The organism is Streptosporangium sp. G12 (genome assembly GCF_052983175.1).
On record NZ_JBRIQO010000014.1, the window covers coordinates 156,768 to 182,464 of the forward strand.

Sequence of the window (25,697 nt, forward strand, 5' to 3'; positions counted from 1 at the left end):
GGCCGGTGGAGCCTCAAGGTCGGAGCGGTCAGGCGCTCTCGACGAGATCGGCATAGTCGGGATGACGGTCGATCCACTCCCGCACGAACCAGCAGAGCGCGACGACCTTCGCGTTCTCCGCGCGGGCCGCGTCCAGCGCCGTACGGACGAGGGCGGACCCCACCCCCCTGCCCTCGTACTCCGGCTGGACCGTGGTGTGCGGGTAGACGATGACCCCGTCACGCCGGATGAACTCCAGTTTCCCCGCCTGCCTGCCGTCCACCTCCACCACGTAGGAATCACCGCCGGGGGAGAGCTTGACGTCCGCCTGCATGGAGGTCCTCCTTCGCCAGGCCGCCGTACGGTCGTACGGCGGTTCCTCGGTCAGCCGATCCCGCGCGGCGTTCATTCCCGGTCCCCGCCTACCCGCTCCCGCACCGGGTGTCCCCGCCGGGCGGCGAGCCGGAGAACCTCGCCGGGGAGCGGGCGGCGGAGGTCTCGGCCGCGAGGAGGTATCCGATCGAACACGCCGGGTAGCCGACTCTCGAGGCACGAAACTCGCAGGCTGTGAAACGTACCGGTAGCCGTCCGATTGAAGGATGATGGGAACAGGTGTCCGGCATGGCCGGCACCCCATGGCGATCAGCCGACCCATCTGTGCCGACACGACAGATGTTGACTGACCTTCATGCGCACCCAGAAGGTGATCGCGATGACAGGTGACGTCGACCACGGTTCACTGCGCATTCTCTTCACCGACCGACCCGCCGGTGTGCACTGCGAGGGAGACATCGACCTCTGCACGCGGCGCGTCCTGGTACGGGCGCTCGCCATGGCCGTGGAACGGACCGATGGCGATCTGTACGCCGACCTCCGCAGAGTCGACTTCGTCGACGTCGGCGGCCTGAGAGTGCTGGCGGAGACGGCGTTCGGGATGGCGGGCGGCCGGAAGTTGATCGTCGAGGGTCTTCGTCCGCACACGCGGCGGATCGTCGAGCTGTGCGGCTGGACAGAGGTGTTCAGCGTGGGTCCGGGCACCGTAACCACAGTGGGATAACGGCTGATTGCTCCTCAGTTGTACCGTAAGGGTTCTCTAGAGGAATTCGGGGGATCGTACGCTGAGAGTGACCAGAACGGCTCTCGGTCCCAAGGGGATCGTGATCGGGCCACCGCCTTCCGGTTCCGGTTCGAGCGCCACGCCCGGCGGCTGCCCCCCGGCCGAGTCTTCCTCCCATCGACTGTCTGCAGAGGTATATCCGTGAGCGCTGCCGTCCGCGTGACCGACGTGTCCGACCCCGCCGTGGAGGAGATGCTTCTTCTGGCCCTGGCCGGCGAGCTCGACTACAGCAACGCCGAGCGGTTCCACCACGACCTGCAGGAGGCCATCGGCCAGGGCCGGCGCGATCTCGTCATCGACCTGACCGATCTGACCTTCTGCGACTCCACGGGGATCCAGAGCTTCCTGACCACCCGCCAGACCGTCCAGGACCGCGGCGGCAGCATCATCCTGGTCAATCTGCACCCCCGCCTCGAGAGGCTCTTCCACCTGACCGGTCTCGCCCAGGCCTTCGGCGTCCAACCCACCGTGGCCGACGCCCTCAAGGTGCTGCGGCCGAGCCGGCCGTCGTAGCGGATCCCGGGCCCCGATCGGCCGTCGCTTCCCAGGAGACGACCGAGCGAACATCTGTTGGCTCAGGCGGTCGTAAGTTGGCAATGAGCGGGCAGGTGTCTAGCATCGTGTAACTCGTCAGCAACGCCCTGATTCTGGAGCAAGTCGGCTCGCCCCCCGGTGACTGCCAGACAAGGCGACCTCAAGGGGGTGTCGTGACCGGCGACCACGGCCAGCAGTGGCCGATCGACGAGGATCTCAGCGCTCTGCGGGATCGTCTCCAATATCATGCCGTTCGAGCCGGCATGCGGGGCGAACGGCTGGACGACCTCCTTCTCGTCACGAACGAGGCGGTCATCAACATCCTGGAGCACGGCGGGGGCAAGGGCACGCTGGCCATCTGGCAGAACGAGACCTATCTGACCGTCGACGTCACCGACACCCTGGGTCTCCTGAGCCGCTGGCACGTCCCCAGCGAACGCCCCACGGGCACCGTGCGAGGGTTCGGCCTGTGGCTGATGAACCAGCTGTGCGACGAGTTCACCATCGAGCAGATGGAGGAGGGGTCGCGCGTCCGCCTGCGCATGCGACTCGGCCTTCCGGCGGCCCGGAGCGGGGCCGCCGGTTCGGCCGACTCCGCGCAGGACGACCTCGACGACCTCAACACATCCAGCACATCCGGCACACCCGGCACACCCGATCCCGTGCGGAGCACCGCCGATTCCGTACGGGAGGATCCCGGCCAGGGCGAGCTCCAGGTTTCGTTCTGAGAGATCCCGGGAGGTCCCGGGGGTTTGACGGCCCTCCCTGATGATCGCCACGTGGTCACCCCGAGCCTCGACCTCGGTCAGGCGTGGCCGGGGAGTGGGACCGCGCGCCGGCGAGCATCCTCGGCGGGCGTGAGGTCGGCGCCCGTGGCGTGGATGAGCTGCGCCCGCGGCGTCCGGCCCCCGGCTTCATCGTGGCGAGACGTGTCACGCGTCATCTTTCCGTCATCGATCCTCTCTCTCCGTACGCAATCCTTGACCGTCCTCTGGCGCAAGGACGATGTACCGGCCGAATGTCCGGGTTAGCCTATTTAGGCAGGTCAGCGCCTTAACAGGTGGTGTCACGGGGGGATGTCTGATGTTCTCCGGAATCGGCCGGGGACATCGTCCCACCCCGGAACCGCACGCCCAGTCCTTCGTGTCCGCCGCTTCTCCCGCCCTTTCGAGGGCTTCGGAACCCTTCGAACCCCACAGAGTCCCCGGCCGCACGCGGAGCCGCCCGCCGGGACAGGCGCCAGGGCCGCCGCCCGCCGGAATCGACCTCGCCGTCCCGGTTCTCTCCGTCTCACTCAGCCGTACGAAGGTTCGGAAGGGATGGTCCGTATGAGGGTCGTCGTCGACCTGGCGCGATGCCAGGGATATGCGCAGTGTGCCTTCCTGGCTCCGGACACGTTCCGGATGCGGGGGGAGGAGGCGCTCATGTTCCACTCCAGTCCGGATGAGGCGCAACGGGACCAGGTCCTGCGCGCGGCGGCGGCCTGCCCGGTCCAGGCGATCCTCGTCGACTGGCTGGACGTGACCGCGATCCTGCCCGCGATGACCACCGGAACGGCGACGTCCGCGACAGCGGCGTCCGGCACGGGGCCAACGGCCGCGACAGCGAACGGAACGGCGACGGCGTGACCAGCGAGCGGAGCGAGGAGATGTTCAGGCGCGAAGGCCGCATCGTCATCGTCGGCGCCTCACTCGCGGGACTGCGGGCCGCGGAGGCGCTCCGTGACGAGGGCTTCACGGGCTCGCTGACCCTCGTCGGGGACGAGGCGTGCGAACCCTATGACCGGCCCCCGCTGTCCAAGCAGGTCCTGACCGGCTGGGTGCCCGCGAACGGCACCGCGCTGCCCCGGCGCCGCGAGATCGGCGCGGAGTGGCTGCTCGGCGTGCCCGCCTCCGCGCTGGACCTCGCGGGCAAGCGGGTCGAGCTCGCGGACGGGCGGGAGATCCCCTTCGACAAGTTGCTGATCGCCACCGGTGTGCGCGCCAGACTTTGGACCGACGAGGCCGAGGCCGCCCTGGACGGCGTGTTCGTGGTACGCACGTGCGACGACTCCGGCCGCCTGCGGGAGCGGCTGGCCGCCGGACCCGGCCGGGTACTCGTCATCGGAGCCGGTTTCGCCGGCTCCGAGATCGCCTCCGTGTGCCGCGAGCGCGACATACCGGTGACCGTCGCCGAGGTCGCCGAGGCCCCGCTGGTGGGAGCGCTCGGAAGCATGATCGGCTCGATCGCCGCGAACCTCCAGCGTGCCCACGGCGTCGATCTGCGCTGCGGCGTCAAGGTCGCGCGGCTGGAGGGAGACGAGCGGGGGCGGGTGCGCCGCGCCCACTTCTCCGACGGCGGCACGGTCGACGCCGACGTGGTGGTGGTCGCGCTCGGCGGGGTGCGTAACACCGAGTGGCTGCGGGACTCGGGGCTTGCCGCCGGTGTCTGGGGCGTGGCCTGCGACTCGGGCTGCCGGGCGTTCGACGTCAACGGCCTGGTCACCGACGACGTCTTCGTCGCCGGGGACGTGGCACGCTGCCCGCACCCGGTCTACGAGTACCGGTTCCTGTCGCTGGAACACTGGGCCAACGCGGTGGAACAGGCCCAGGTCGCGGCCCACAACATGGTCAGTTCCCCGACCGACCGCTGGCCGCACCTGTCCATGCCGGCGTTCTGGTCGACGCAGTTCGGCGTCAACATCAAATCCGTCGGTGTCCCGGTCCTGTCGGACGAGGTCGTCGTGACGCAGGGATCGGTGGAGGAACACCGGTTCGTCGCCGCGTACGGCTACCGCGGCCGGGTCACCGCGGCGGTCAGCTTCGACAACGCCAAGTGGCTCGACCACTACCGGCATCTGATCGAGACGGCGGCGCCCTTCCCGCCTCCCTGCCCAACACCCGACCAGCCCGCCGACATGAGGCCCGTGCCCGCCCACTTCCCCGACCCGGTGATCATCACCCACGGAGCAACGGTGATGGTCACCGGCCACGAGCCGAGCGAGCGGCGCGTGGCGTTCGCACGGCCGGGCGGCTGACCAGGTTCGACCGGCCTCGAACGAGCTTCACCCGGCTTCACGGGGCTCAACCTAGATCAACCGGTCTCGACCGGGTTCGATCGGTTCCGACCAGGGACGGTGGAACTCCGGGCGGCCGGAAGCGGCACAACCGAGGAGAAGCGGTCATGACAGTCACCCAGGCGTCCAGCACTTTCCAGCGGATTCTCGACCATTCCAGCCGGGCCGATCCGTACCCGCTCTACGCCGAACTGCGCAGGACCCCGGTGGCCCGGCAGGAGGACGGCGGCTACGTCGTCAGCACCTACCGGGAGATCACCGCGCTGCTGCACGACCCGCACCTCAGTTCCGACGCGCACAACCTCGACCAGCCGGGGCCCACCCTCGCCATGCGCGGGGACACCCCGGCGTTCATCGGCCTCGACCCGCCACAGCACGACCGGCTGCGCCGCATGGCGATGCGGCACTTCGGCCCCCCGCACTCGCCCACGCTGGTGGACGACCTGCGGCCCGACCTGAACGCCGTCGTCACGCGCCTGATCGACAACCTGGTGAGCAAGGAGGAGATCGACGTCGTCGACGACTTCGCCTACCCCTTCCCCGTCACCGTGATCTGCCATCTGCTCGGCGTACCCCGCGAGGACGAGCCGCGGTTCCACGGCTGGGTCGAGGCGATCGTCGCCATGCTCGACGTCGACCCCGCGACGGACTCCGAGGACCGCATGCGGGAGGGCGTGCGGGCCCGCGAGAGCCTCAGGGCGTACCTCGCCGAGCTTCTGGAGAGCCGCCGCGGCCGGCCCGCGGGCGACGACCTGCTGTCCCGGATGGCCGACGACGACGGGCCCGACGGGCGCATGACGGACGAGGAGATCGTCAGCACCGCCAACCTGCTGCTCATCGCGGGCCACGAGACGACCGTCAACCTGATCACCAACGGCGTGCTGACGCTGCTGCGCCACCCCGACGTGCTGGAGCGCCTGCGCCGCGAACCGGAAATGATCATCCGGACGGTCGAGGAGCTGCTGCGCTACGAGCCTCCGGTGCAGCTCATCCCCTGGCGGGCCGCGTACAGCGACCTCACCGTCGCGGACACCGTCATCCCGAAGGGCTCGCGGATCACGCTCGTGCTCGCCTCCGGCAACCGTGACCCCGCCTACTTCCGCGACCCCGACCGGTTCGACCCCGACCGGCCGGACATCCAGCACCTCGGCTTCGGCGCAGGCGTCCACCTGTGCTTCGGCGCCCCCCTGGCCCGGCTGGAGGCGCAGATCGCGCTGAACGAGCTCTTCCGCAACCTGGAGAGTCCCCGGCTCGTCGCCGACCCGCCCCCGTACCGGCAGAGCGCGGTCCTGCGCGGGCCGCGCCACCTCCTCGTCAGGCAGGAGTGACGGTGCGGACCCGGGCCGGGAGGCAGGGCTCGCGCGTCACCGGGTCCACATCCCGATCCGTACCGGCACCCCGGACGAGGCGTGCAGCACGGGAGCGTGATCCGGGGCGTCGAGCCCTCCCGCCTGGAGCAGGTCCTGGTCCAGGTGGATCAGCCGGGCGTGGCGCAGCGGCCAGTCGGGGTGCTCGATCTGGGCCGTGGCCGTCCTGCCCGCGACCGTGGTGAACAGCCGGTAGCGGGCGGTCAGGAAGTGCGCCAGCTCGTCACGCTCCGGCTCCGCGAGCGGCGGTCCGAACTCCACGACCGCGTCGCAGCGCGCCCCCACGGGCCCCGGCAGGCGCCGGCGGCAGCGGTAGCCGCGCCGCTCGCCGACGGCGCTGACGGCCATCCGGGACCAGAAGTAGGGCAACCGGTACCCGGCCCGCGCGCCGAGCACCGCGAGCAGCCGCCCGGCGTCCAGCGACAGGAACCAGACACCGTCCCGCCCCAGCTCGTCGCGTACGTACGTGCGCACGTTCGTCTCGGGAAACCGCGACAGCCACGGCAGCGCGGGCACGCCGGGCGCCCGTACGTCCTCCATCAGGAAGGTGGTGAGGCCGACCCAGGCCGCGCCGTCGAAGGTGTCGACCGTGAGCCCGGGGGGCAGCAGCCGCTGGATCGCGGCCGGCGGGTACCGCCAGTGCATGAAGGTCATCTCGGACCAGCGGTGGTACATGACCGGGCGGGTGAGGTGGGGGGACGGCGGAGCCTGCATGATCCGCTCCTTCTCGGGTCGCGGCGGCGCCCGGGTGGCGCGTCCGCCACTCATCTTGGCCATGGCGCCGGGTATCGTCCCGCGCGACACCCGGGAGCGGACATCCGTCTTGATTTTCGGCAGAGCCACGACAGAGCCATGATTTCCACGGAACCGCGATTCCGGCGGAACCATGATTTCGACAGATCCGGCATCTCGCCGGAGCCGGAACAGAGCTGAAGAGGCCAACCAATGATCTTCATCGCCGTCAAGTTCACCATCCGTCCCGAGCGCGCCGAGGAGTGGCTCTCGCTCGTCGACGACTTCACCCGGGCCACCCGGGACGAGCCGGGGAACATCTTCTTCGAATGGTCCAGGAGCGTCGACACACCCGGCCAGTTCGTCCTGCTGGAGGCGTTCGCCTCGTCCGCCGCGGGCGCGGCGCACGTGGGTTCGGACCACTTCAAGACCGCGATGGCCTGGATGCCCGAGGTGATCGCGAGCACGCCGGAGATCATCAATGTCGAGACGCCCGGTGAGGGATGGTCGCGGATGGCGGAGCTGACACCGGCCCAGGGCTGAACCATCCAGGGCTGAACCACTCAGAGCCGAGCGCCCCTGAACCGACACCGGTCCAGAGCCGAGCGGCCGTCCGCCCCAACCGTCCGGAAGGCCGGGCTTCACCCCCGGTGCCGCGTCTGTCGCAGGCACCTCCGCCGAGCACCGGGGGCGTCCGGCCCTGGAGACGGTCTAGCTTTCAGAACTCTCCGTAAAACAGTTCTCACAGCGTGCGCAGCGACGCGAGGCCGCGGGTGGTCACGGGATGTAATCGTCCCGGGCCCAGGAGCCCGTCGGCCGGTCACCGCCAGAAGTGGCCGGCGACCGAACACACGGGGGATTCATGCGTACACGGAGGAACGTCACGAAGCGTGAGGCGCCGCGGCCTGGCGTGATCCGCGGGGCCGGGCTGCGGGTGCTGGCAGTGGGGATCTTGATGGCCGCCCCGCCGCTGGCCTTCGCCGGGCCCGCGCTGGCCGACACCAACGTGGCCGTGACCGGAAGCCTGCTGTCCGTCAACGCGGGGAACCTGGCCGACGACATCAGCATCGACATCGACGCCGACGGCTCGCTCCTCATCAGGAACTCCACCGACACGCTCTCCACCGGAGGGACCTGCCAGAAGGTCGACGACAACACGGTCCGCTGCCCCGCCACCGGGATCACCGGCATCCAGGCCAACCTCCAGGGGGGCGCCGACACCCTGCGCAACAACACCGCCCTGTCCATGCGCGCCTTCCTGGGCGCCGGCAGGGACGGCTTCTCCGGCGGCGCGGCCCGCGACATCGTCTCCGGCCAGACCGGCGGCGACACCATGAACGGGAACGACGGCGACGACGTCCTCGAAGGCAACGCGGGCGCCGACTCCGTCGTCGGCGGGGCGGGCAGGGACTTCTGCGCCGCCGAAATCAAGGAGTCCTGCGAGAGCTGACGTCTCGAAGACCGGGGCGGACGGCCTCCGTATCCGTACGTCCTTCGAACGTCCGCCGGGGCGGCTGTCACCATGACGCCCGCATGACGCGGGGAGCCACGATGACAGACCGCCCCGAACCGTGCCTGGAGTTTCCGGTAGCCCGCAGGACACAAATCACTCGCGGACGCGTGGTGGATTAACACCCCAGAAACATATAGAACTGGTTCCACCCCCCGAGTGTGAGGAAAATCACATGAATAAGAAAGGCTCAGTTGGATCCAGTCCCAAAGGCATATCGCGTCGCGGATTCATAAGTGGAACTGGTTCCATACTGGGAATCACGGCCCTCGCGGGTCACACCACCGCGGCGCAGGCGCAATCCGTCACCGCAGCCGCTCCGATCGCCGACGGCGCTCACGTCCCAGCCCTGGTGATCGGCACCGGCTACGGAGGCTCCGTCGCCGCCCTGCGTCTCGCCCAGGCCGGTGTCAGCGTGCACATGATCGAGATGGGCATGGCCTGGGACACCCCGGGCTCCGACGGCAAGATCTTCTGCACCACGACCGCGCCGGACCACCGGTCCTACTGGCTGCGGACCAGGACCAAGGCCCCCCTCAACTACTTCCTCGGCTTCCCGATCGACAGGGACATCACCCGCTACACCGGGATCCTGGACGCCGAGGAGTTCGGCGGCATCACGGTCTACCAGGGCCGCGGAGTCGGCGGCGGGTCGCTGGTCAACGGCGGCATGGCCGTCACCCCCAAGCGCGAGAACTTCAGCGCCGTCCTCCCGTCGGTGAACGCCGACGAGATGTACGACACCTACTACCCGCGCGCCAACGCCGGACTCGGGGTCACCTCCATCGACCCGGCCTGGTTCGACACCACCGCCTGCTACCAGTACAGCCGGGTCGGCAGAAAGCACGCCCAGCGTTCCGGCCTCCCGTTCGTCTTCGTGCCCAACGTGTACGACTGGAACCACATGAAGCAGGAGGCGGCCGGAACCGCCACCAGGTCCGCGCTGGCCGGCGAGATCCTCTACGGCAACAACCACGGCAAGAAGTCGCTGCAGAAGACCTACATCGCCCTGGCCAAGGCCACCGGCAACGTCACCGTCTCACCGCTGCACAGGGTCACCTCGGTCGCCCCGGCGGCCGGTGGCCGCTACACGGTCGTCATCGAGCAGATCAACACCGGCGGCGACACCACGGCCACCAAGACCGTGACCGCGGACAAGGTGTTCTTCGCCGCCGGCAGCGTCGGCACCAGCAAACTGCTGGTCAAGCTGAAGGCCACCGGCGCGCTGCCCGACCTGAACAACGAGATCGGCAAGAACTGGGGTGACAACGGCAACGTCATGTGCGGCCGCGCCAACCACCTGTGGGACCCGACCGGCGGCCTCCAGTCGACCATTCCCTGCTCCGGCATCGACAACTGGGCCGCCGGCGGCGCGTTCGCCGAGGTCGCGCCGCTGCCGGTCGGCATCGAGACCTTCGCCTCGTTCTACCTGTCGATCACCAGGAACCCCAACCGCGCCCAGTTCTCCTGGAACGCCGCGACGGGCAAGGTCGACCTGAACTGGCAGACCTCCTGGAAGCAGCCGTCCATCGACATGGCCAAGACGATCTTCGACAAGATCAACGCCAAGGAGGGGACGATCTACCGGACCGACCTCTTCGGCGTGTACAAGATCTGGGGCGACCACCTCACGTACCACCCCCTCGGCGGCGCGGTCCTGAACAGGGCCACCGACAACTACGGCCGGCTCACCGCCTACCCCGGCCTGTACGTCATCGACGGTTCGCTGATTCCCGGCAACACCACCGTCAACCCGTTCGTCACCATCACGGCGCTCGCCGAACGGAACATCGAGAAGATCATAGCCACCGACCTGTGACGACGATCCGACGAGGCGGCCGGCCCCATCCTCGGCGAGGAGCAGCCGCGTGCCGTGGTGGTTCCGGTTCGATCTCCTCCCCCTCGTGAACGAGGGGGATTCCACCGGTCCGTCCCGGGGGGCAACGGCCTGCCGTCCTCGTCGCACACGTGGATTCGCGTCCCGTCGGCCGGGCATGGACACCCACCTACAACCCCGGGGCAGGTGGGACCAGGCGCCCGGGTCACCTTGAAATCACCGTCCGACACCGCCTAGTACCGCCATGCTCAACCTCACTTTTCGGCCCGCCCGAATGCGCGTCATCGTCGACAAAGAGCGCCCGCATGTGGCTTTTACCTGCTGGTTAATTCGAATATCGCATGATCGCTCCTCAATCGACGCGTAGGTTTCGGTCGGCGTTAACCCTTTCTGGCAGGGCGTTTTGTAGCGTACGGCTCTAACAAACGTCCCTGGCCGGTGCAAGGAGATCTCGGTGAGATTGAGCGGATGACATCAGTGTCTCCCCTGCCGGTTGCCGACCGGCGGACTCATGGATCTCTTGACGTAGTCGCGCCGTAGATCAGCCACGCGCCGACGGGCGTGGTCGGCACGCCCCAGGACGACGCCGACACTCCCGAGCAGGAACGGGACGCGGTCCTGCCCCTCCCAGCGATCAGGCCTGATCTTTTTCTCCCCCATGTACGACTACCTGTCCGAGGAGACGCATGTCCACGGAAACCTTGACGTCTGCCGGCGCGCCCGCAGACGCGTACGGAACTCCGCTGATCGACGCCAAGGGCCTCCTCCCCGGAGCTCGCATCCTGATCAAGGACGAGAGCCGGTACGCCTCCGGCAGCCACAAGGAGCCGGCGGCTCGTGCGGTGGTGGCCCGCGCCGCCGCCGGCGGGTACCGGCGTGTGGTGATCGCGACCTGCGGCAACTACGGTCGCGCGATGGCGATCGCGTGTCAGGCCGCCGGCATGGCCTGCACGGTCGTCCTGCCGGAGGGCTGGAGCGACGGCGGCGCGTGGATGCGCGACGCGGGGGCCCACGTCGTCACGGTGCGCGGCGGCTACGAGGAGGCGGTGGACGCGTCCCGCAGGCTGGCCGAGGAGGAGGGCGCGGTCGACGGCAACGTGGACGGTCCGTACGTGGACGCGGTGTTCGAGGGACACGGCACGGTGGTGCCCGCGCTGCGTGAGGCGCTCGACGCGCCGCCCGCGGCGTTGTGGATCCCGGTGGGCAACGGCACCACGACCATCGCCGTCCATCGTCGGATGCGAGCGCTCGGCTGGCTCAGCGTGATCAACGGCGTGTGCTCCGCGGGCAACAACCCGGTGGTGACCAGCTGGCCGGACGAATACCGCATGCTGCCGCCGGACGCCGTCACGACATCCGATCACAACCAGCCGCTGGTCAACTGGCATGCCCTGCAGGGACCCGAGGCGATGGCCGCCATCGCCGACACCGGCGGCGAGGTGTTCGGGGTGAGGGACGAGGAGTTGATCGAGGCCAAGGCCATGCTCGTCCCGTACGGTGCGAACCCCACCTCAGCCGGAGCCGTCGCCCTCGCCGGGCTGCTCGCGCACGCCCGCATGACGGGCTCGCTGTCCGGAACCCACGTCGTGTTGCTCAGCGGACGTTGACATACCCCGACGACCGCACCTGATCGAGGAAATGATGACCGCAGTCACCCAAGACGGCCCCACGCTGCTCTTCGCACGTACCAAGGTGAACCGGAACGACCAGTGGGTCTTCGTCGCCAAGCTCGCCGCGCTCGCGGTGCTGACGGCAGTGGGGGTGGTCCTCGCGCTGCGCCCGGAGCCGCCGCTGATCGTTCTGGGCGTGGTGATCCTCGCCGCCATGTACACGCACGCCGTCGAGTTACAGCACCAGTGCCTGCACCACTCGGCGTTCCGCAAGTCCTGGCCGCACCGGCTGGTGGGTCTCCCCCTGGGCATTCCCCTGTTGGTCGTCTACAGCCACTACCGTCTACGCCACCTGCAACATCACCGCCATCTCGGCACTCCCCAGGACACCGAGTTCTTCGGCTTCGACATGCGGGCCCCGCTGACCGTGTCGCACCTGGCACGCGGGCTGTTCGACTACCGGCGGCTCGGCACGGTCCTGTGGGAGGTCGTGCTCGCCGCCACGGGACGCTGGACGTACGGGTTCGGGCCGGTCAGCCCCACCATGCGCCGCCGCATCGTCGTCGATCACCTCGTTCTGGGCGGCGCCGTCCTGGTCGCGCTCTGCGTCACCGCGGCCGGGTACGGTGACTACCCGCTGCGGCTGTGGGTGCTGCCGCTCCTCCTCGCCGTTCCGATGCACTTTCTCGTGGAACTGCCCGAGCACGTCCTCTGCGACACCGACAGCACCGACGTGCTGCGCAACACCCGGTCCATCAGGGGAAGCCGGCTGAGCACCTGGTTCACCAACGGCAACAACCTCCACATCGAGCACCACGCCGCGATGAGCGTGCCGATCAGCCAACTGCCCGAGCGGCATGACGAGACCCGGCTCTACGCCCTCCACGTCGAGCGCACCTACATGGACTTCTACCGCACCCTCTGGGCGGCCCTCAGCGGGAAGGGCAAGGCATGAGTGACGTGCGCGTCGCCGGTCCGGCGAAGGCGGAACGACACCCCGGTTCCGCCACCGCGTCGCAGAGCCCGCCCTTCGACGTGCTCGCCGCCATCAGGGAACAGGCGCGCAGGGCGCCCGACGCGCCGGCGCTGATCGACGCGACAGGCCGGACGACGTACGCGGAACTGGTCGCCGAGGTGGACCGCATGGCCGGTGCGCTGGCCGGCTCCGGGGTCGAGCCCGGCGGTCTGGTCGGGCTGTGCCTGCCGCGCGGACGAGCGGCGGTGACCGCGATGATGGCGGTGCTGCGCGCCGGCGCCGGCTACGTGCCGCTCGACCCCGGCTATCCGACGGCGCGACTGGCCCTGATGCTGGAGGACACCCGACCTCGGGTCGTGCTGGTACCGATGGACGCCGATCCGCCCCTGCCTGCCGGCACGCCGGTGCTGCGCCTGGGAGCGGCAGGCCCGGCCACCGCACCACCACCCGCCGACGTCGCCTCCCCGGACGACACCGCCTACGTCATCTTCACCTCCGGCTCCACCGGCCGTCCCAAGGGTGTCGTGGTGCCCCGGCGCGGCTGGTCGCACTTCTGCGGGGCCGCCCGGGACGAGTACGGCATCACGCAGGACGACCGCGTGCTCCAGTTCGCCTCGCTCAGCTTCGACGCGAGCGTTCAGGAGATCTTTCCCGCGCTGACCGCGGGCGCGGCCGTCTTCGTACGCGACGACGACATGATCAGCCGGCCCGACCTGTTCCTGGACGGCTGTGCCGACCTGGGCATCACCGTGCTCCCCATGGCCACGGCTTACTGGAGGGAGCTCGTCTCCGCGATCGACAGGGAAGAAGCGGCGCTGCCGGCGAGCGTTCGCATGGTGATCATCGGCGGGGAGGCCGTACACGCGCGGACCGTCGAGCGCTGGCACGCGCGCGTCCGCCGGCGCGTGCGGCTGCTCAACACCTACGGCCCGACCGAGGCGATCGTCACGGCGACCGCCGCCGATCTGACGACCTGGCACGGTGACGACCCGGTGCCGATCGGCCTTCCACTGCCGGGGGTGACCTGCCGGGTCGTCACGCCGCACGGCGCCGAGGCCGACGACGGCCGGCCGGGCGAGCTGTACATCGGCGGCGCCGCCCTGGCCACCGGCTACCTGCACCGGCCCGAGCTGACCGCGGAGCGGTTCGTCTCCGGGCCGGGAGGATCACCCGAATACCGCACCGGCGACCGCGTGCGACGGCTTCCCGACGGGACGCTGGAGTATCTGGGCCGGTTCGACCGGCAGGTGAAGATCCGCGGTTTCCGGGTGGAGCCTGCCGAGGTGGAAGCCGCGCTGCGCAGGATTCCCGGCATCACCGACGCGGTGGTACTGGTCGACGAGAGCGGCGGGCAGGCGCGGCTGGTGGGACACCTGATCGCGGACATCGGTGGCCCGGACACGGCCGAGGTGCGGCGGCGCCTGCGTGAGGAGGTGCCGCACTACCTCGTGCCGGCCGTGATCTCCCTGCACGCCTCCTTCCCCCTCAACATCCAGGGAAAGGTCGACAGGGCCGCGCTGGCGGCCGTACCGCTCGCATCCGACGGCGTGGCCGTCCGGGAGGCCGGTCCGCAAGACTCGGTCGAGGCGCGCGTCCGCGCGCTGTGGGAGAGCCTGCTCGGCGTCACCGGCATCGGCCCCGACGAGGACTTCTTCGCGCTCGGAGCCGACTCGCTCCACGCCATCCGCATGATCAGCAGGCTCCGCCGGGAGTGCGGGGCGGAGCTGGCGCTCAGCGAGCTGTACGCCGCCCCGACGTTCGCCGAGGTGGTGGCCGCGGTCCGTGCGGCCGACGCGCCGCGGGCTCCCCGCGTCGTCCTGGACACGCCGGAGGAGGGACCGGCCGAGGGCCCTCGGGTGCTGCCGCTCACGGGGCTGCAGCGGACGTTCTGGATGACCGAGCAGTTGAGCGCCGAGCTGCCGGCGTACACCCTCGGCATCCGGTACGGATGGGCCGGTACGGCACGGGCGGACCTGATCGAGGCGTGCCTCGCGGAGCTGGCCCGCCGGCACCCCGCGCTGCGTGCCCGCTTCCCGTTCCAGGACGGGGAACCTGTCATGGTCGTCGACCCCACGGGCACCGTGCCCCTGACCGAGATCGATCTGCGGGACCTGCCACGGGAAGAGCGGGCGTCAGGCGCCGAGCAGGCGCGCCGCCAGGCCGTGCGGGAGCCGATGGACCTCGCGGAAGGCCCGCTGGCCCGCATGGTGCTGCTGCGCACCGGCGGCGACGACGAACTGCTCCTCGTCGTCCACCACCTCTGCTTCGACGGCTGGTCGGCCGGCGTGCTCGCGGACGAGCTGGCGGAGCTGTACCACGACCTGGCGGAAGGCCGCGAGCCGGTCGAGACCCCGCCGGACAAGCTGCTGGAGCTCGGTCTCCGCAAGGAGTCCCGGGCCGCGGACACCTCCCTCGCCGCCTACTGGCGGGACCGGTTCGCCGACGCCGACCTGGACATGGAGCTCCCGGCGGACCGGCCGGCCCCCGCCGTACGATCCTTCGCGGCCGAGCGGGTCTCCCGCAGGCTCTCGCCCGCTCTGCTCGACCGGCTCGGCTCCTGCGGGCGGGAACACCACGCCAGCCTCTTCATGGTGCTGCTGGCCGGAGTGCAGGCCGTGATCGGCAAGTACACCGGGCGCAGTGACGTGACGGTGCTGGCACCGGTCGCCGGGCGCGACGACGTCGACCTGGAGAACCTGGTGGGCGCCGCCCTCAACATCCTGCCGCTGCGCGGCGACGTCGGAGGCGATCCCACCTTCGCCGACCTGCTCTCCCGGGTCCTGGAGTCCGTCGTACGGGACCTGGAGCACCAGGATCTGCCGCTGCCGGACATCATGGCGGCGATCGGCCAGACGCAGGCGGGCAGGGTCAACCGGCTCAGCGGAATCAGCGTGACCGTGCACAACACCCCGGCCCCGCGCCGCCCGCTCATGAGATACGCCGGTGACGAGCCGCCTGCCGCGATGATGGTGGATCTCGCGTTCGGCCTGCACTTCCCGCTGGACGGCCCGGTCCTCACCGTCGACTACGTCACCGAGCTCTTCGACGCCGAACGCGTCGAGGCCCTGGTCGACCACCTGCTCACCCTGTTGCAGGCGGCGGCCGGGGCACCGGCCACGTCGCTGAGTCAGCTGCCCCTGCTCACCCCCGTCGAGCAGCACCGGATCCTGCGGGAGTGGAACGACAACGCGATCCGGCTGCCCGCGGCGGACACCGTCCACGAGCTGTTCGAGCGATGCGCGGCGTCGGCCCCCGACGCACCGGCGCTCACCTCAGGCCCGGCGACCGTGAGCTACGGAGAGCTGAACGAGCGGGCCAACCGGCTCGCGCGGACGCTGCGCCGGCACGGAGTGCGCCCCGGCGTACGCGTGGCGATCTGTCTTGACCGGGGCATCGAGCTCTTCGCCGCGATGTGGGCCGTGCTCAAGGCGGGCGGCGCGTACGTCCCGCTCGATCCCGCCTACCCGCCGGACCGGCTCGCCTACATGGTGGAGGACAGCGGCGCGACCGCTCTCGTCACCAGGTTCGACCTGCCCGCGGCCGGGCCCGCGCCGGAGGGCGTGGCGGTCGTCGCCCTGGACCGGGACGCGGAGCGGATCCTCGCCGAGAGCGGCGAGGACCTGGAGGCGACGGCGGGACCGGCCGACCCCGCCTACGTCATCTACACCTCCGGTTCCACGGGCCGGCCCAAGGGAGTGGTCGTCACCCATGCCAACCTCGTCCACGCGGTGGCCATGTGGCAGGATGCCTACGCCCTCGAGCCGAGCTGGACGTACCAGCAGGCCGCCAGCTTCTCCTTCGACATGTTCGTGGGCGAGACGCTGCGCGCGCTGTGCACCGGAGGCAGGCTCGTGGTCGTGCCGCGCGAGGTGTTGCTCGACCCGGCGGAGCTGTACGCGCTGATGCGCAGGGAACAGGTCGACTCCACGGAGCTGGTGCCCGCCGTGTTGCGGAACCTGCTCGCGCACGTCGAGGCGACCGGGGAGAACCTTGACTTCGTCCGGCTGCTGATCGGCGGCGGTGAGAAGTGGCCGGTGCGGGAGTACCGGCAGGCGCAGCGGCTGGTGGGTCCCGGCAACCGGGTGGTGAACGCCTACGGCGTGACCGAGGTGACGGTGGACAACGTCTACTTCGACGGTGACGTCGCCGGCCTCTCGCCTGACGCGCCGCTGCCGATCGGCCGGCCGTTCCCGAACAACCGCGTCTACGTCCTGGACCCGCACGGCAAGCCCCTTCCCCCCGGCGTGGTCGGCGAGTTGTACCTCGGCGGAGCGGGCGTCGCTCTCGGCTACCACGAGCGGCCCGAACTGACCGCCGAGCGGTTCGTCGCCGACCCGTTCGACGACGAGCCGGAAGCCCGGATGTACCGGACCGGGGACAGCGCCCGCTACCACCGGGACGGGAAGGTCGACTTCCTCGGCCGCCTGGACGACCAGGTCAAGGTCAACGGCTACCGGATCGAGCTGGGCGAGGTGGAGACCGCGCTCGCCGGGCTGCCGGAGGTACTCGCCTCCGCCGCCGCGGTGCACCTGCCACCCTCGGGGATCGCCCAGCTCGTGGGCTACGTGGTGCCGCGACCGGGGAACGAGGTCACCGAGGCCGTGGTCCGCGAGACCCTGTCCACGAGCCTGCCGGTCCACATGGTGCCCACCCGGCTGGTCGTGTTGCCCCGGCTGCCTCTCACTCCCAACGGCAAGCTCGACCGGCGGGCGCTGCCGGCTCCGCCGGACTCGGAGGCGGCCTCTGCCGGCACCACCCCGAGGACGGCCACCGAGCGTCGCGTCGCGGCCATCTGGTCGGAGACGCTGGGCATCGACGAGTTCGGCATCGACGACGCCTTCTTCTCCCTGGGGGGCGACTCCTTCAGCGCGCTGCGGCTCGTCCGGCGCATCGATCCCTCTTTGGCGCTGGTGGAGCTGTACCGGCAGCCCACCGTGCGCGGCCTCGCGACCCTGCTCGACGAGCGGTCGGCGGAGCCTGACGCGAGACCGCGACGACTGCTGCACCGGCTGACCTCGTCCGACGCCGACCAGGCGGCAGGCGGTGTGACGGTGGTGGCGATCCCTTACTCCGGCGGGAGCGCGATCTCCTACCAGCCCCTGGCGGAGGCGCTTCCCGCTCACTGGTCCCTCTACGCGGTCGAGCTTCCCGGCCACGACCAGAGCCGGCCGGACGAGCTTCTGCTGCCCGCCGCCGACGTGGCCGAGCTCGTACTCGCCGAGCTCCGGTCGCTGTCCGGGCCGGTGCTGCTGTACGGTCACTGCCTCGGCAGCGCGGTCACGATCGAGGCCGCCCGGCGGGCCGAGGAGGCCGGCGTCGAGGTGGTCGGTGTCGGTCTCGGTGCGAGCTTCCCCACCGCCCGGCTGCCCGGACGGTTCTTCGACTGGTTCCACAGACTGGTCCCGACCGACCGGTTCACCTCCGACCGGGAGTACGTCTCCTTCCTACGTGCGCGCGGCGGCTTCACCGATCTGGACAGTCCCGAGCAGGAACGGTTCGTGCTGCGCAACGTCCGGCACGACGCCCGAGACGCCGAGGAGTACTTCACCGCCGCCTATCAGGGGGCCGGGCAGGCGCGGCTGCGGGCACCGGTGCTCAGCGTCGTCGGCTCCCGGGACCGCGTCACGGAGCTGTACGAGGAACGCCACCACGAGTGGCGGCACTTCGCCGACACCGTCGAGCTGGCTGTGCTGCCCCGGGCCGGCCACTTCTTCGTGAAGACCCACGCGGAGCCTCTGGCCCGAGCCCTGGTCGAGCACGCCGGACGCCGGCCGGGCGGGGACGCGCCGCGGCAGGAGGTCCAGCGGGAGCCCGTGGACCCGGCACCGGTCCGCGGCCGCGTACCCCGTCAGGCGGCGCCCGGCCTGTCCCGGTTCGCGCTGGTGGCGCTCGGCCAGTTCGTTTCGATGATCGGCAGCAGTCTCAGCACGCTTGTCCTGAGCATCTGGGTCTACCAGCAGACCGGCTCACTCACGGAATTCGCGTTGATCAACGCGATCGGCATGCTGCCGGGAATCGTCGCCGGGCCGGTGGCGGGTGCGGTGGCCGACCGGTGGGATCGCCGGCGCGTCATGCTGGCCGGCGACTCCGCGGCGGCCCTGGCGATGGGAGTCCTCGGCCTGCTGGTGTTCGCCGGCGGGCTGCAGATGTGGCACATCTACCTCGTCGTGTCGGTCGCCTCGGTCGCCGGCGCCTTCCAGCGACCGGCCTACGTGGCCGCGGTGGCGCAGTTGGTGCCGAAACGCTACCTGGGCCACGCCAACGGGATCACCCATCTCGGCATGGGCTTGGGAACGGTGGTCGCACCGATGATCGGCGCCGGCCTGATCGGGGTCATCGGCATCGAGGGCGTCGTTGCGCTGGACGTGCTCAGCTTCCTCGTGGGCGCCTCGACCCTGCTCGCGGTCCGGTTTCCCGACATGCTCTTCCGCCACCGCGACGAAAGCTTCCTCAAGGAGATCACGAATGGCTGGCGTTACATCGTCCAGCGACCGCCCCTCCTCCGCGCGATGCGTTTCTTCGTCGTCCATCACGTCCTTTACATGATCGGTTTCTCTGTCATCGTCCCGATGCTGCTGACCGAACGATCCACCGGAATGCTCGGTGTGGCGCTGGCGGCGGGCGGTCTGGGAGCTCTGTGCGGCAGCCTGGCCATGGGCCTGTGGGGCGGCACTCCCCGCAGGACCACCGGACTGATCATCGCCCTGGGCGTGTCCGGCGTGGGAATGTTCGTCACCGGTATCGAGAGCCCGTACCTTCCCGTGATCGGCCTGTTCACCATCTGGTTCTGCGACTCGATCGCCGAGGGACACTGGCTGGCCCTGGTGCAGGCGAAGGTCGGGCTGGAACTGCAGGGCCGGGTGCTGTCCCTTTTCATGATGACGATGATGATGACGATGCCGCTCGGTTATCTGGTCATGGGGCCCCTGGCCGAGCGTTACGTCCAGCCGCTGCTCGAACCCGGCGGGGCCCTCGCCGGCACGGTCGGCTCCGTGATCGGCACAGGGCCGGGCCGTGGCCTGGCGCTGCTGGTCGTCCTCAGCGGCCTGCTGCAGCTGATCTGGGTGGTCTACGGCTGGCGCGACCGCCGGCTGCGCTTCATGGAGGAACAACTGCCGGACGCCGTGCCGCCCGCGGACCTCGGCAACCTGGACGACCTGCAGCGGGAGGCCGACGCCCGGCTCGCCGCCCGTACCTGACGCGTGGACGAGAGCATGGACGGTGGGAGCTCGCGGCCGGCGTTCTCGCCCCGGCCGTGACTCCGCCTTCTCCTTCGTCCACGGCGAAGCCGGCCGGGCGAGCCGCCTCGAGCACATCGAGACCGACCGGACCGGCATGCGGCCCAAGAGCCTGATCGCCCGGATGGACGACGCCTCCTGACCGTGCCGCCTCGGACGCGGCATGAGCTGCGGCCACGAACCACCCTCTAGAGGACTTCGAGCAGGCGTCCGGCCAGTTCGGCCGCCGAGGCGGGGTTCTGCCCGGTGAGCAGGTTGCGGTCGGCCACCGTGTAGGGCTTCCACATGTCGCCCTTGGTGAAGTCGACCCCGAGCTCGATGAGCTCGTCCTCCAGCAACCAGCGGGCTCTGGGGGCGAGCCCGACCGCGTTCTCCTCCTCGTTGGTGAACGCGGTGACGCGGTAGCCGGCGAAGGGCGACACGCCGTGGATCCTGGTCGCCAGCATCGCGGCCGGGGCGTGGCAGACGATGGCGAGGGGCTTGCCGGAGGCCAGCGCCGCGGTCAGCAAGCGGCCGGCGTCCGCGTCGGCGCACAGGTCTTCCATGGGGCCGTGGCCGCCGGGGAGGTAGACGGCGTCGTAGTCGTCCAGGCGGGCGTCCGCCAGCTCGATCGGTCGCCGCATCACCTCCGCGGAGCGGATGATCTCTTCCAGATCGATCGCCGCCTGCGCGCCTCCGGCCATCTCGGGGCGCAGGCTCATCATGTCCACGTACGGCACCACCCCGTTGGGCGTGGCGACCACGATCTGGTGGCCGGCGTCGGTGAGCGCCTTGTAGGGGGCCGCGAACTCCTCGGCCCAGTATCCCGTCGCGTGCCTGGTGCCGTCCTTGAGCGTCCAGTACGCCGTCCCCGTGATCACGAAAAGGAGCCTCGCCATCGGACAATCGCCTCCCCCGTTATAGGAACCATCCTATGTACGGCTGTGATCGAGGTCACATGAGGGGTTCGCCGGCCGCCGGCCTCGCGGGTCAGGCGGGGATCTCGGCGGTGGCGACCAGGACGGCGCGGCCGAGGATGTGGCTCGCGATGATCCAGCCCAGCCAGCCGGGAGTGGCGTCGGCCGGGACACCGATGGTCTCGACGTCGAGGGCGTGCACCACGATGAAGTAGCGGTCCTGGCCGCCTCCCGCCATCGGGGCCGCGCCCATGAAACGCGCCGCGCGGGTGTCGTTGGGCAGCTGGTAGGCGCCCTCGGGAAGGCCCGAGCCGGTCTCGTCCCCCGCGCCTTCGGGCAGATCGAGCGTGGTGGCGGGGATGTCGGCGACGGCCCAGTGCCAGAACCCGGAGCCGGTCGGCGCGTCCGGGTCCAGCACCGTCACGGCATAGCTCTTCGTCCCCTCGGGTGCGCCGCTCCATGACAGCTGCGGAGAGACGTCCCTGCCGCCCGGGACGCCGGCGTGCATCTGCTCGGCGGGCCAGGGTGCGCCGTCGGTCAGCGTGGTGCTGGTGACGGTGAAGGAGGGCACCTCGGGCAGGCGGGCGAAGGGGTCGTTGAGGTTCACCGCCTTGCTCCTTTCGGCTCCTTTCGGCCATTTCAGCCTAGTGACGCGGCAAAGGCAGAGCGCCACGGCGAGGTAATGCCTTCCCCTCGTCTGCACAGGCGTGCATGACCCGACGGTCGCCGCCGGCATGAAGGCAAACCAGGATTGCCCGCCTTTTTGTCTGTTTCATGGTGTTTAACGCCACTTTGAGGGTGTACGCATGCCTTTACGGCCATCTGATCTGAACAGAATGCGGGAGGCGTCACCATGCGCGCAGCGCGGATGCACGGCTACAAGCAGCCACTGCAGATCGACGAGGTTCCGGTTCCCGAACCGGGCCCGAACGAGGTTCTCATCAAAGTCCGGGCCACGGGGATGTGCCGCAGCGACTTCCAGCTCGTCGACGGCTACTTCCCGCTCGATCTGGAGTTCCCCTACATTCCCGGCCACGAGATAGCGGGCGAGGTCGCTCGGCTCGGCGCGGACGTTCCCGCTTCGGCCGGCCTGTCAGAGGGGGATCTGGTGGTCGTGAACCCCGCCTGGGGCGACGGGACCTGCCGGCAGTGTCACGAAGGCAACGAGCAACTGTGCACCGGCAGCGGGGGGTGGATCGGCTTCGGACCACCCGGAGGCTTCGCCGAGTACGTCACCGCTCCCAGCCGCCATCTCATCCGCGTCGACGCGAACGCGGGCCTGAAGCCCGAGTACCTCGCGCCGCTGGTGGACGCCGGACTGACCCCCTACCGCGGGATGAAGAAGCTCCGCGCCACCGGAAGGCTCGGACCGGGACGCACGGTGGCCGTCAGCGGCATCGGCGGGCTCGGAAGCTACGGCGTGCAGTACGCCCGGCTGCTCGGCGACGGAGCCACCGTGGTCGCCTTCGGCCGCAGCGACGACAAACTCGCGGTGGCCGAGCACAACGGCGCCGACCACGCGATCAACACCCGGGGCAAGGTACCCGACCAGGTACGGGCCGAACTGGTGGAGCTGACCGGCCGCGGCGAGATCGACGGCGCCCTGGACTGCTCCGGAGCCTCACCGTCACTCGAGCTCAACGCCGCGCTCCTGGCCCCCGAAGGAAGCCTCGTGTCGGTGGGCCTGATGGGCCGGCGCGTCGAATTCCCGATATTCCCGTTCGTCTCCGGCGAGAGAACCTTCTCCGGGTCCTTCTGGGGCAACCACAACGACCTCACCGAGGTCCTCGCCTTGGCCGGCCAGGGCCGGATCAAGCACACCGTCACACCGATCGAGCTCGACGACCTCAACGACAGGCTCGACGCGCTGGCCCGAGGCGACGTGATCGGCCGCCAGGTCGTCGTCTTCGGCTGACAACCGACCCATCGTTTCCAAGCGGGCCGCCCCCGGTGCCACCACGAGCCGGAAGTGGACCGCACCCGCCGTTCCAGCCCTCCGGTCAAAGCCCAAGACCCGGGTACCGTCGGCGTGGCCGCGCGCCGACTCTTAAGTATGATCACACCACGCGCTTGGACGAGCCCCGCAAGGCGCGATCACACCCTGGGAACCGGTGCGGAGGTGCGCTACGGGTGAGCGCTGACACGTCCGGGTCGCCGCAAGAGCGAGCCCTCCGCCATGTCACAGCCCTGTCGTCAGGTGGACCACTTGACCCCCACATGCGTGTGACCCTGAACTTCCATCCGGACCGGCTGGTGGGTGGCCGGCTGATTCTGCTCGGACTCGCGGACGACGGCCTCTACCACTCGCAGTTCGTCACGGGCACGAGCAATGGCGGTCTGACCGCTCATCCAGGCGGGGACCGGTGGCGCTGGGAGAGTCGGATCTTCGGCGGCGCATACGACCACGCACCCGCTCACGATCGCCCTGTCTACGGCGCACTGAATTTCCGCGGCAAGCCCATCGGTGCGGCGCCGAGGTTCGGATCCGCCCACTTCAGGCTGACCGAAGAGGCCCTTTCACGAGCCACGTTCTGTTATCCGGACAGTTTCTTCGAACCGTCGGCCTTCGGCGTCGTGTCTCGCATGGCACTCATCGAGTTGGCCGATGCCGATGATTCGGACGCCCTGGACGACTATGTCGAGGCGCAGGTACACGGATCGGTCAGGCTCGACCGTGACGTGGAAGCCCTGGTCCTGGATCCGAGTTATCGCGGAACGGCCGTGCAAGCCGCGGCTCAACGGCTTCCATGCCCCGTTGAATGGCACGCCGGGTTTCGGCTGGCCATTGATCAACTGCGACGCTACCCGGATTACCGCGGGCAGGAATATGTCGATCTGGGTACGGAGATCGCCGTGGACGGTCACCTGGACCCGCGGATCATCGGAGATGCGGCCCGCACGGGCCGCTATGACCCGCAGGCACTCAAAAAGGTCTGGCACTGCCTGGCGCGTTTCGGCTCGCCATTCGACGCGAGCCAGGCGAAGGCTCGTCGCGGTGTCGTCAGCTTGGGAAGTGCATCGAGTACGGCAGGTGAGACGGCTGCTCCGGGCCTTTGACCGGTCGTGAGTGACCGTGATCGCCCCCTCGTCACCCCGGCAGATCCGGTCGACAGTCGCTTGGTGCCACCTGAGCGCGACCATCCATTCGTCGCGTGCCTCGATATCGATGCACCGCAGGAGAACTTCGTCCTCATACCGCCAGGTCGCTGCCCAAGAAACCTGGCGTCGCGCCGCGTGACGCGATGGAAATCCTCGGGCACAGCCGCGTCTCGGTCACGATGGAGATCTACACACATGGGGACGGCGAGAGTCGCCAGGACGCCCTCAAGAAGGTCAACGGACTGTTCGCATGAGGCCGTTGCAGCAAAAAGCCCCGAAGAATGATCACTTCGGGGCGTTCGTCGAAGTGGGGCTACCAGGACTTGAACCTGGGACCTCTTCCTTATCAGGCAAGACGGGCGGGGGCGGGACCATGAGTTACACCCGCTCCCACCTGGGCGTACAGTCCACGGTGATCCACCGACGTCCAGCCTCGTCCGTGGCCGTTGTCACCCAGTTGGTCACTCATCTTGAGATTCAACCTCCGCCCCGGTCGCTTTGGAAGACCTGGCATAGTGGGCCCGTGCGGGCAGAGATGAAGGACTGGCCTGAGCCGGTGTCGACGTGCTGGAACCACTGGATCGCGATCCCCACCGGCGATCAGGCGGGCGTCATGGAAGTCCTAGGCCTGTCATCGCCCAGACCGATCACGTTCACCGAGGCCCAAGAAGTGATCGACACCGATGCGCACGGTGACCTGGATGACCGCCGTCACCTGTCGCGGGTCTTTGTCACCCCTGAAGTGGACGGCTGGACCCTGGTCATCGGAGCCTGGTGCGATCCTTGCGACAGCGAACGCCAAGAGGACGTGCTCAGATTGTGCGAGGCGCTCAGTGCCCGCTACGGAAGGGCCCAGGCCTACTACTACGGCGCGCAAGGAGACGGCTCGGCATGGCTGGTAGCCGAACACGGCAGCGTCGTACGCCGGTACGCGGCAACCGGCGAGCTCGATGACGCACTGCTCACCCTCGGCGAGCCGCTGCCCCAGGAACGGGCACGGCGCTCGGAACTGGGGCTTCCGGCCGACGGAGACCTGCAAGCCGCAAGCAGTGAACAGATCGAGGAATGGACATGGGCCGCCTTCCACCTGGCCCCCGAGATCGCCGCCGCGTACGGCGTCAGCCCGTTTACCTTGACGCGCGAGACAGAGGTCAGGGGAACCGGCGTGCTCGCGCTGACGCCGGACGCGGCCAGCCACGGAATCTAAGGCACGAGAGTCAGGGAACACCGCCCAGTCATCCCACGGTGGTACCGGTGTTGCGGAACCTCATCTCTGCTCTCATGCTGGATCTTCTTCCGTCCTTTTCAGCCGATGTACGGCGAGGCCGCCCCATCGAGAAAGTGCCCGATCCGGAGTCGCTGGGTGTCGTGCATCGACAGCGTGTCAACCTCTTCCCTGCTGACCCAGCGGACGTCGGTCGACTCGTCACTGATCGCGAGCGCTCCGCCGACGACGCGGGCCGTCAGACAGACGTTGAACTGGCGGCGTACCTCCCCATCGCTGTACGCGATGATGTGTCGGGCGTCGGTGTAGAGGCCGACCATGCCGGTCACCTCGACGTCGTAGCCGGTCTCCTCCTTCACCTCCCGTACGGCCGCCTGGGGCACCGACTCGGTGAGGTCCATCCCGCCGCCGGGCAGCGCCCACAGCCCGTTGTCGGTGCGCCGCTGCATGAGGATGCGTCCCTCGTCGTCGACGACCACGGCGGACACTCCCACGACCAGGCTGCTCGAAGTCACTGACGCT

The 25,697-nt window shown here is 69.5% G+C and carries 21 protein-coding genes; 16 read left to right on the top strand and 5 right to left on the bottom strand.

What is annotated here, in order from left to right; all coding sequences use genetic code 11:
• Window positions 1-28 precede the first annotated feature (28 nt).
• Window positions 29-388, bottom strand: coding sequence for a GNAT family N-acetyltransferase (locus ACVCAG_RS22240; RefSeq protein WP_440085379.1), 360 nt, complete (start codon window positions 386-388; stop codon window positions 29-31).
• A gap of 279 nt (window positions 389-667) precedes the next feature.
• Here ACVCAG_RS22240 and ACVCAG_RS22245 point away from each other — a divergent pair, with 279 nt between their 5' ends.
• The 6 genes from ACVCAG_RS22245 to ACVCAG_RS22270 all read left to right on the top strand — a co-directional run bounded on the left by ACVCAG_RS22245 (window position 668) and on the right by ACVCAG_RS22270 (window position 6,013).
• Window positions 668-1,036, top strand: coding sequence for an STAS domain-containing protein (locus ACVCAG_RS22245; RefSeq protein ID WP_447190223.1), 369 nt, complete (start codon window positions 668-670; stop codon window positions 1,034-1,036).
• Window positions 1,037-1,237: 201 nt separating this feature from the next.
• Window positions 1,238-1,609, top strand: a complete 372-nt coding sequence (locus tag ACVCAG_RS22250; protein WP_440085381.1) for an anti-sigma factor antagonist — start codon at window positions 1,238-1,240, stop codon at window positions 1,607-1,609.
• A gap of 194 nt (window positions 1,610-1,803) precedes the next feature.
• Window positions 1,804-2,358: an ATP-binding protein gene (locus ACVCAG_RS22255; protein WP_447190224.1), complete on the top strand. Its 555-nt coding sequence runs from the start codon at window positions 1,804-1,806 to the stop codon at window positions 2,356-2,358.
• Between the two features lie 600 nt (window positions 2,359-2,958).
• Window positions 2,959-3,258 (top strand): ferredoxin, encoded by a 300-nt coding sequence (locus tag ACVCAG_RS22260; RefSeq protein WP_447190225.1) that lies wholly within the window; start codon window positions 2,959-2,961, stop codon window positions 3,256-3,258.
• Window positions 3,255-4,646, top strand: a complete 1,392-nt coding sequence (locus tag ACVCAG_RS22265) for an FAD-dependent oxidoreductase (protein ID WP_440085384.1) — start codon at window positions 3,255-3,257, stop codon at window positions 4,644-4,646. The genes ACVCAG_RS22260 and ACVCAG_RS22265 overlap by 4 nt, the downstream gene beginning before the upstream one ends.
• A 146-nt stretch (window positions 4,647-4,792) precedes the next feature.
• On the top strand, window positions 4,793-6,013 hold the full coding sequence (locus ACVCAG_RS22270; RefSeq protein WP_447190226.1) for a cytochrome P450: 1,221 nt from the start codon (window positions 4,793-4,795) through the stop codon (window positions 6,011-6,013).
• Between the two features lie 36 nt (window positions 6,014-6,049).
• Here ACVCAG_RS22270 and ACVCAG_RS22275 read toward each other — a convergent pair whose 3' ends face one another.
• Complete coding sequence (locus tag ACVCAG_RS22275; RefSeq protein ID WP_447190227.1) at window positions 6,050-6,766, bottom strand: YqjF family protein; 717 nt, start codon at window positions 6,764-6,766, stop codon at window positions 6,050-6,052.
• A 231-nt stretch (window positions 6,767-6,997) separates the two neighbouring features.
• Here ACVCAG_RS22275 and ACVCAG_RS22280 point away from each other — a divergent pair, with 231 nt between their 5' ends.
• From ACVCAG_RS22280 to ACVCAG_RS22310, 7 genes are all read left to right on the top strand, one after another.
• Entirely contained in the window at window positions 6,998-7,327 is a 330-nt protein-coding gene (locus tag ACVCAG_RS22280) for an antibiotic biosynthesis monooxygenase (RefSeq protein ID WP_440085387.1), read from the top strand.
• 319 nt (window positions 7,328-7,646) lie between these two features.
• A complete protein-coding gene (locus ACVCAG_RS22285) occupies window positions 7,647-8,234 on the top strand; it encodes a calcium-binding protein (RefSeq protein WP_447190228.1) in 588 nt (195 codons plus the stop codon).
• Between the two features lie 412 nt (window positions 8,235-8,646).
• Window positions 8,647-10,113 carry a GMC oxidoreductase gene (locus ACVCAG_RS22290; protein WP_440085389.1) on the top strand — a complete coding sequence of 489 codons (1,467 nt, stop codon included), beginning with the start codon at window positions 8,647-8,649 and terminating at the stop codon, window positions 10,111-10,113.
• Window positions 10,114-10,817: 704 nt separating this feature from the next.
• Window positions 10,818-11,738: a pyridoxal-phosphate dependent enzyme gene (locus ACVCAG_RS22295; protein ID WP_440085390.1), complete on the top strand. Its 921-nt coding sequence runs from the start codon at window positions 10,818-10,820 to the stop codon at window positions 11,736-11,738.
• Window positions 11,739-11,769: 31 nt separating this feature from the next.
• Window positions 11,770-12,696, top strand: a complete 927-nt coding sequence (locus ACVCAG_RS22300) for a fatty acid desaturase (RefSeq protein WP_440085391.1) — start codon at window positions 11,770-11,772, stop codon at window positions 12,694-12,696.
• A complete protein-coding gene (locus ACVCAG_RS22305; protein WP_447190229.1) occupies window positions 12,693-19,916 on the top strand; it encodes an amino acid adenylation domain-containing protein in 7,224 nt (2,407 codons plus the stop codon). Before ACVCAG_RS22300 ends, ACVCAG_RS22305 begins: the two co-directional genes overlap by 4 nt.
• Before the next feature lie 22 nt (window positions 19,917-19,938).
• Window positions 19,939-20,097: a hypothetical protein gene (locus ACVCAG_RS22310; RefSeq protein WP_440085393.1), complete on the top strand. Its 159-nt coding sequence runs from the start codon at window positions 19,939-19,941 to the stop codon at window positions 20,095-20,097.
• 46 nt (window positions 20,098-20,143) lie between these two features.
• Here ACVCAG_RS22310 and ACVCAG_RS22315 read toward each other — a convergent pair whose 3' ends face one another.
• Window positions 20,144-20,833 carry a DJ-1/PfpI family protein gene (locus ACVCAG_RS22315; protein ID WP_440085394.1) on the bottom strand — a complete coding sequence of 230 codons (690 nt, stop codon included), beginning with the start codon at window positions 20,831-20,833 and terminating at the stop codon, window positions 20,144-20,146.
• Between the two features lie 91 nt (window positions 20,834-20,924).
• On the bottom strand, window positions 20,925-21,458 hold the full coding sequence (locus ACVCAG_RS22320) for a YbhB/YbcL family Raf kinase inhibitor-like protein (RefSeq protein ID WP_440085395.1): 534 nt from the start codon (window positions 21,456-21,458) through the stop codon (window positions 20,925-20,927).
• A gap of 246 nt (window positions 21,459-21,704) precedes the next feature.
• Between ACVCAG_RS22320 and ACVCAG_RS22325 the strand changes: the two genes are divergently transcribed.
• From ACVCAG_RS22325 to ACVCAG_RS22335, 3 genes are all read left to right on the top strand, one after another.
• Window positions 21,705-22,766 (top strand): NAD(P)-dependent alcohol dehydrogenase, encoded by a 1,062-nt coding sequence (locus ACVCAG_RS22325; protein ID WP_440085396.1) that lies wholly within the window; start codon window positions 21,705-21,707, stop codon window positions 22,764-22,766.
• Between the two features lie 302 nt (window positions 22,767-23,068).
• Complete coding sequence (locus ACVCAG_RS22330) at window positions 23,069-23,908, top strand: DUF3626 domain-containing protein (RefSeq protein ID WP_440085397.1); 840 nt, start codon at window positions 23,069-23,071, stop codon at window positions 23,906-23,908.
• 565 nt (window positions 23,909-24,473) lie between these two features.
• Entirely contained in the window at window positions 24,474-25,157 is a 684-nt protein-coding gene (locus tag ACVCAG_RS22335; protein WP_440085398.1) for a hypothetical protein, read from the top strand.
• 98 nt (window positions 25,158-25,255) lie between these two features.
• On the opposite strand, the gene ACVCAG_RS22340 is transcribed toward ACVCAG_RS22335, so the two are convergent.
• Window positions 25,256-25,690 carry an NUDIX domain-containing protein gene (locus ACVCAG_RS22340; RefSeq protein WP_440085399.1) on the bottom strand — a complete coding sequence of 145 codons (435 nt, stop codon included), beginning with the start codon at window positions 25,688-25,690 and terminating at the stop codon, window positions 25,256-25,258.
• Between the last annotated feature and the right edge of the window lie 7 nt (window positions 25,691-25,697).

What these genes read in the sequence shown, in the direction of transcription:
- ACVCAG_RS22240 (WP_440085379.1), bottom strand. Translation starts at nt 388, where the DNA reads ATGAACGCCGCGCGGGATCGGCTGACCGAGGAACCGCCGTACGACCGT.
- ACVCAG_RS22245 (WP_447190223.1), top strand. Translation starts at nt 668, where the DNA reads ATGCGCACCCAGAAGGTGATCGCGATGACAGGTGACGTCGACCACGGT.
- ACVCAG_RS22260 (WP_447190225.1), top strand. Translation starts at nt 2,959, where the DNA reads ATGAGGGTCGTCGTCGACCTGGCGCGATGCCAGGGATATGCGCAGTGT.
- ACVCAG_RS22270 (WP_447190226.1), top strand. Translation starts at nt 4,793, where the DNA reads ATGACAGTCACCCAGGCGTCCAGCACTTTCCAGCGGATTCTCGACCAT.
- ACVCAG_RS22275 (WP_447190227.1), bottom strand. Translation starts at nt 6,766, where the DNA reads ATGCAGGCTCCGCCGTCCCCCCACCTCACCCGCCCGGTCATGTACCAC.
- ACVCAG_RS22280 (WP_440085387.1), top strand. Translation starts at nt 6,998, where the DNA reads ATGATCTTCATCGCCGTCAAGTTCACCATCCGTCCCGAGCGCGCCGAG.
- ACVCAG_RS22285 (WP_447190228.1), top strand. Translation starts at nt 7,647, where the DNA reads ATGCGTACACGGAGGAACGTCACGAAGCGTGAGGCGCCGCGGCCTGGC.
- ACVCAG_RS22295 (WP_440085390.1), top strand. Translation starts at nt 10,818, where the DNA reads ATGTCCACGGAAACCTTGACGTCTGCCGGCGCGCCCGCAGACGCGTAC.
- ACVCAG_RS22300 (WP_440085391.1), top strand. Translation starts at nt 11,770, where the DNA reads ATGATGACCGCAGTCACCCAAGACGGCCCCACGCTGCTCTTCGCACGT.
- ACVCAG_RS22305 (WP_447190229.1), top strand. Translation starts at nt 12,693, where the DNA reads ATGAGTGACGTGCGCGTCGCCGGTCCGGCGAAGGCGGAACGACACCCC.
- ACVCAG_RS22315 (WP_440085394.1), bottom strand. Translation starts at nt 20,833, where the DNA reads ATGGCGAGGCTCCTTTTCGTGATCACGGGGACGGCGTACTGGACGCTC.
- ACVCAG_RS22325 (WP_440085396.1), top strand. Translation starts at nt 21,705, where the DNA reads ATGCGCGCAGCGCGGATGCACGGCTACAAGCAGCCACTGCAGATCGAC.
- ACVCAG_RS22330 (WP_440085397.1), top strand. Translation starts at nt 23,069, where the DNA reads ATGCGTGTGACCCTGAACTTCCATCCGGACCGGCTGGTGGGTGGCCGG.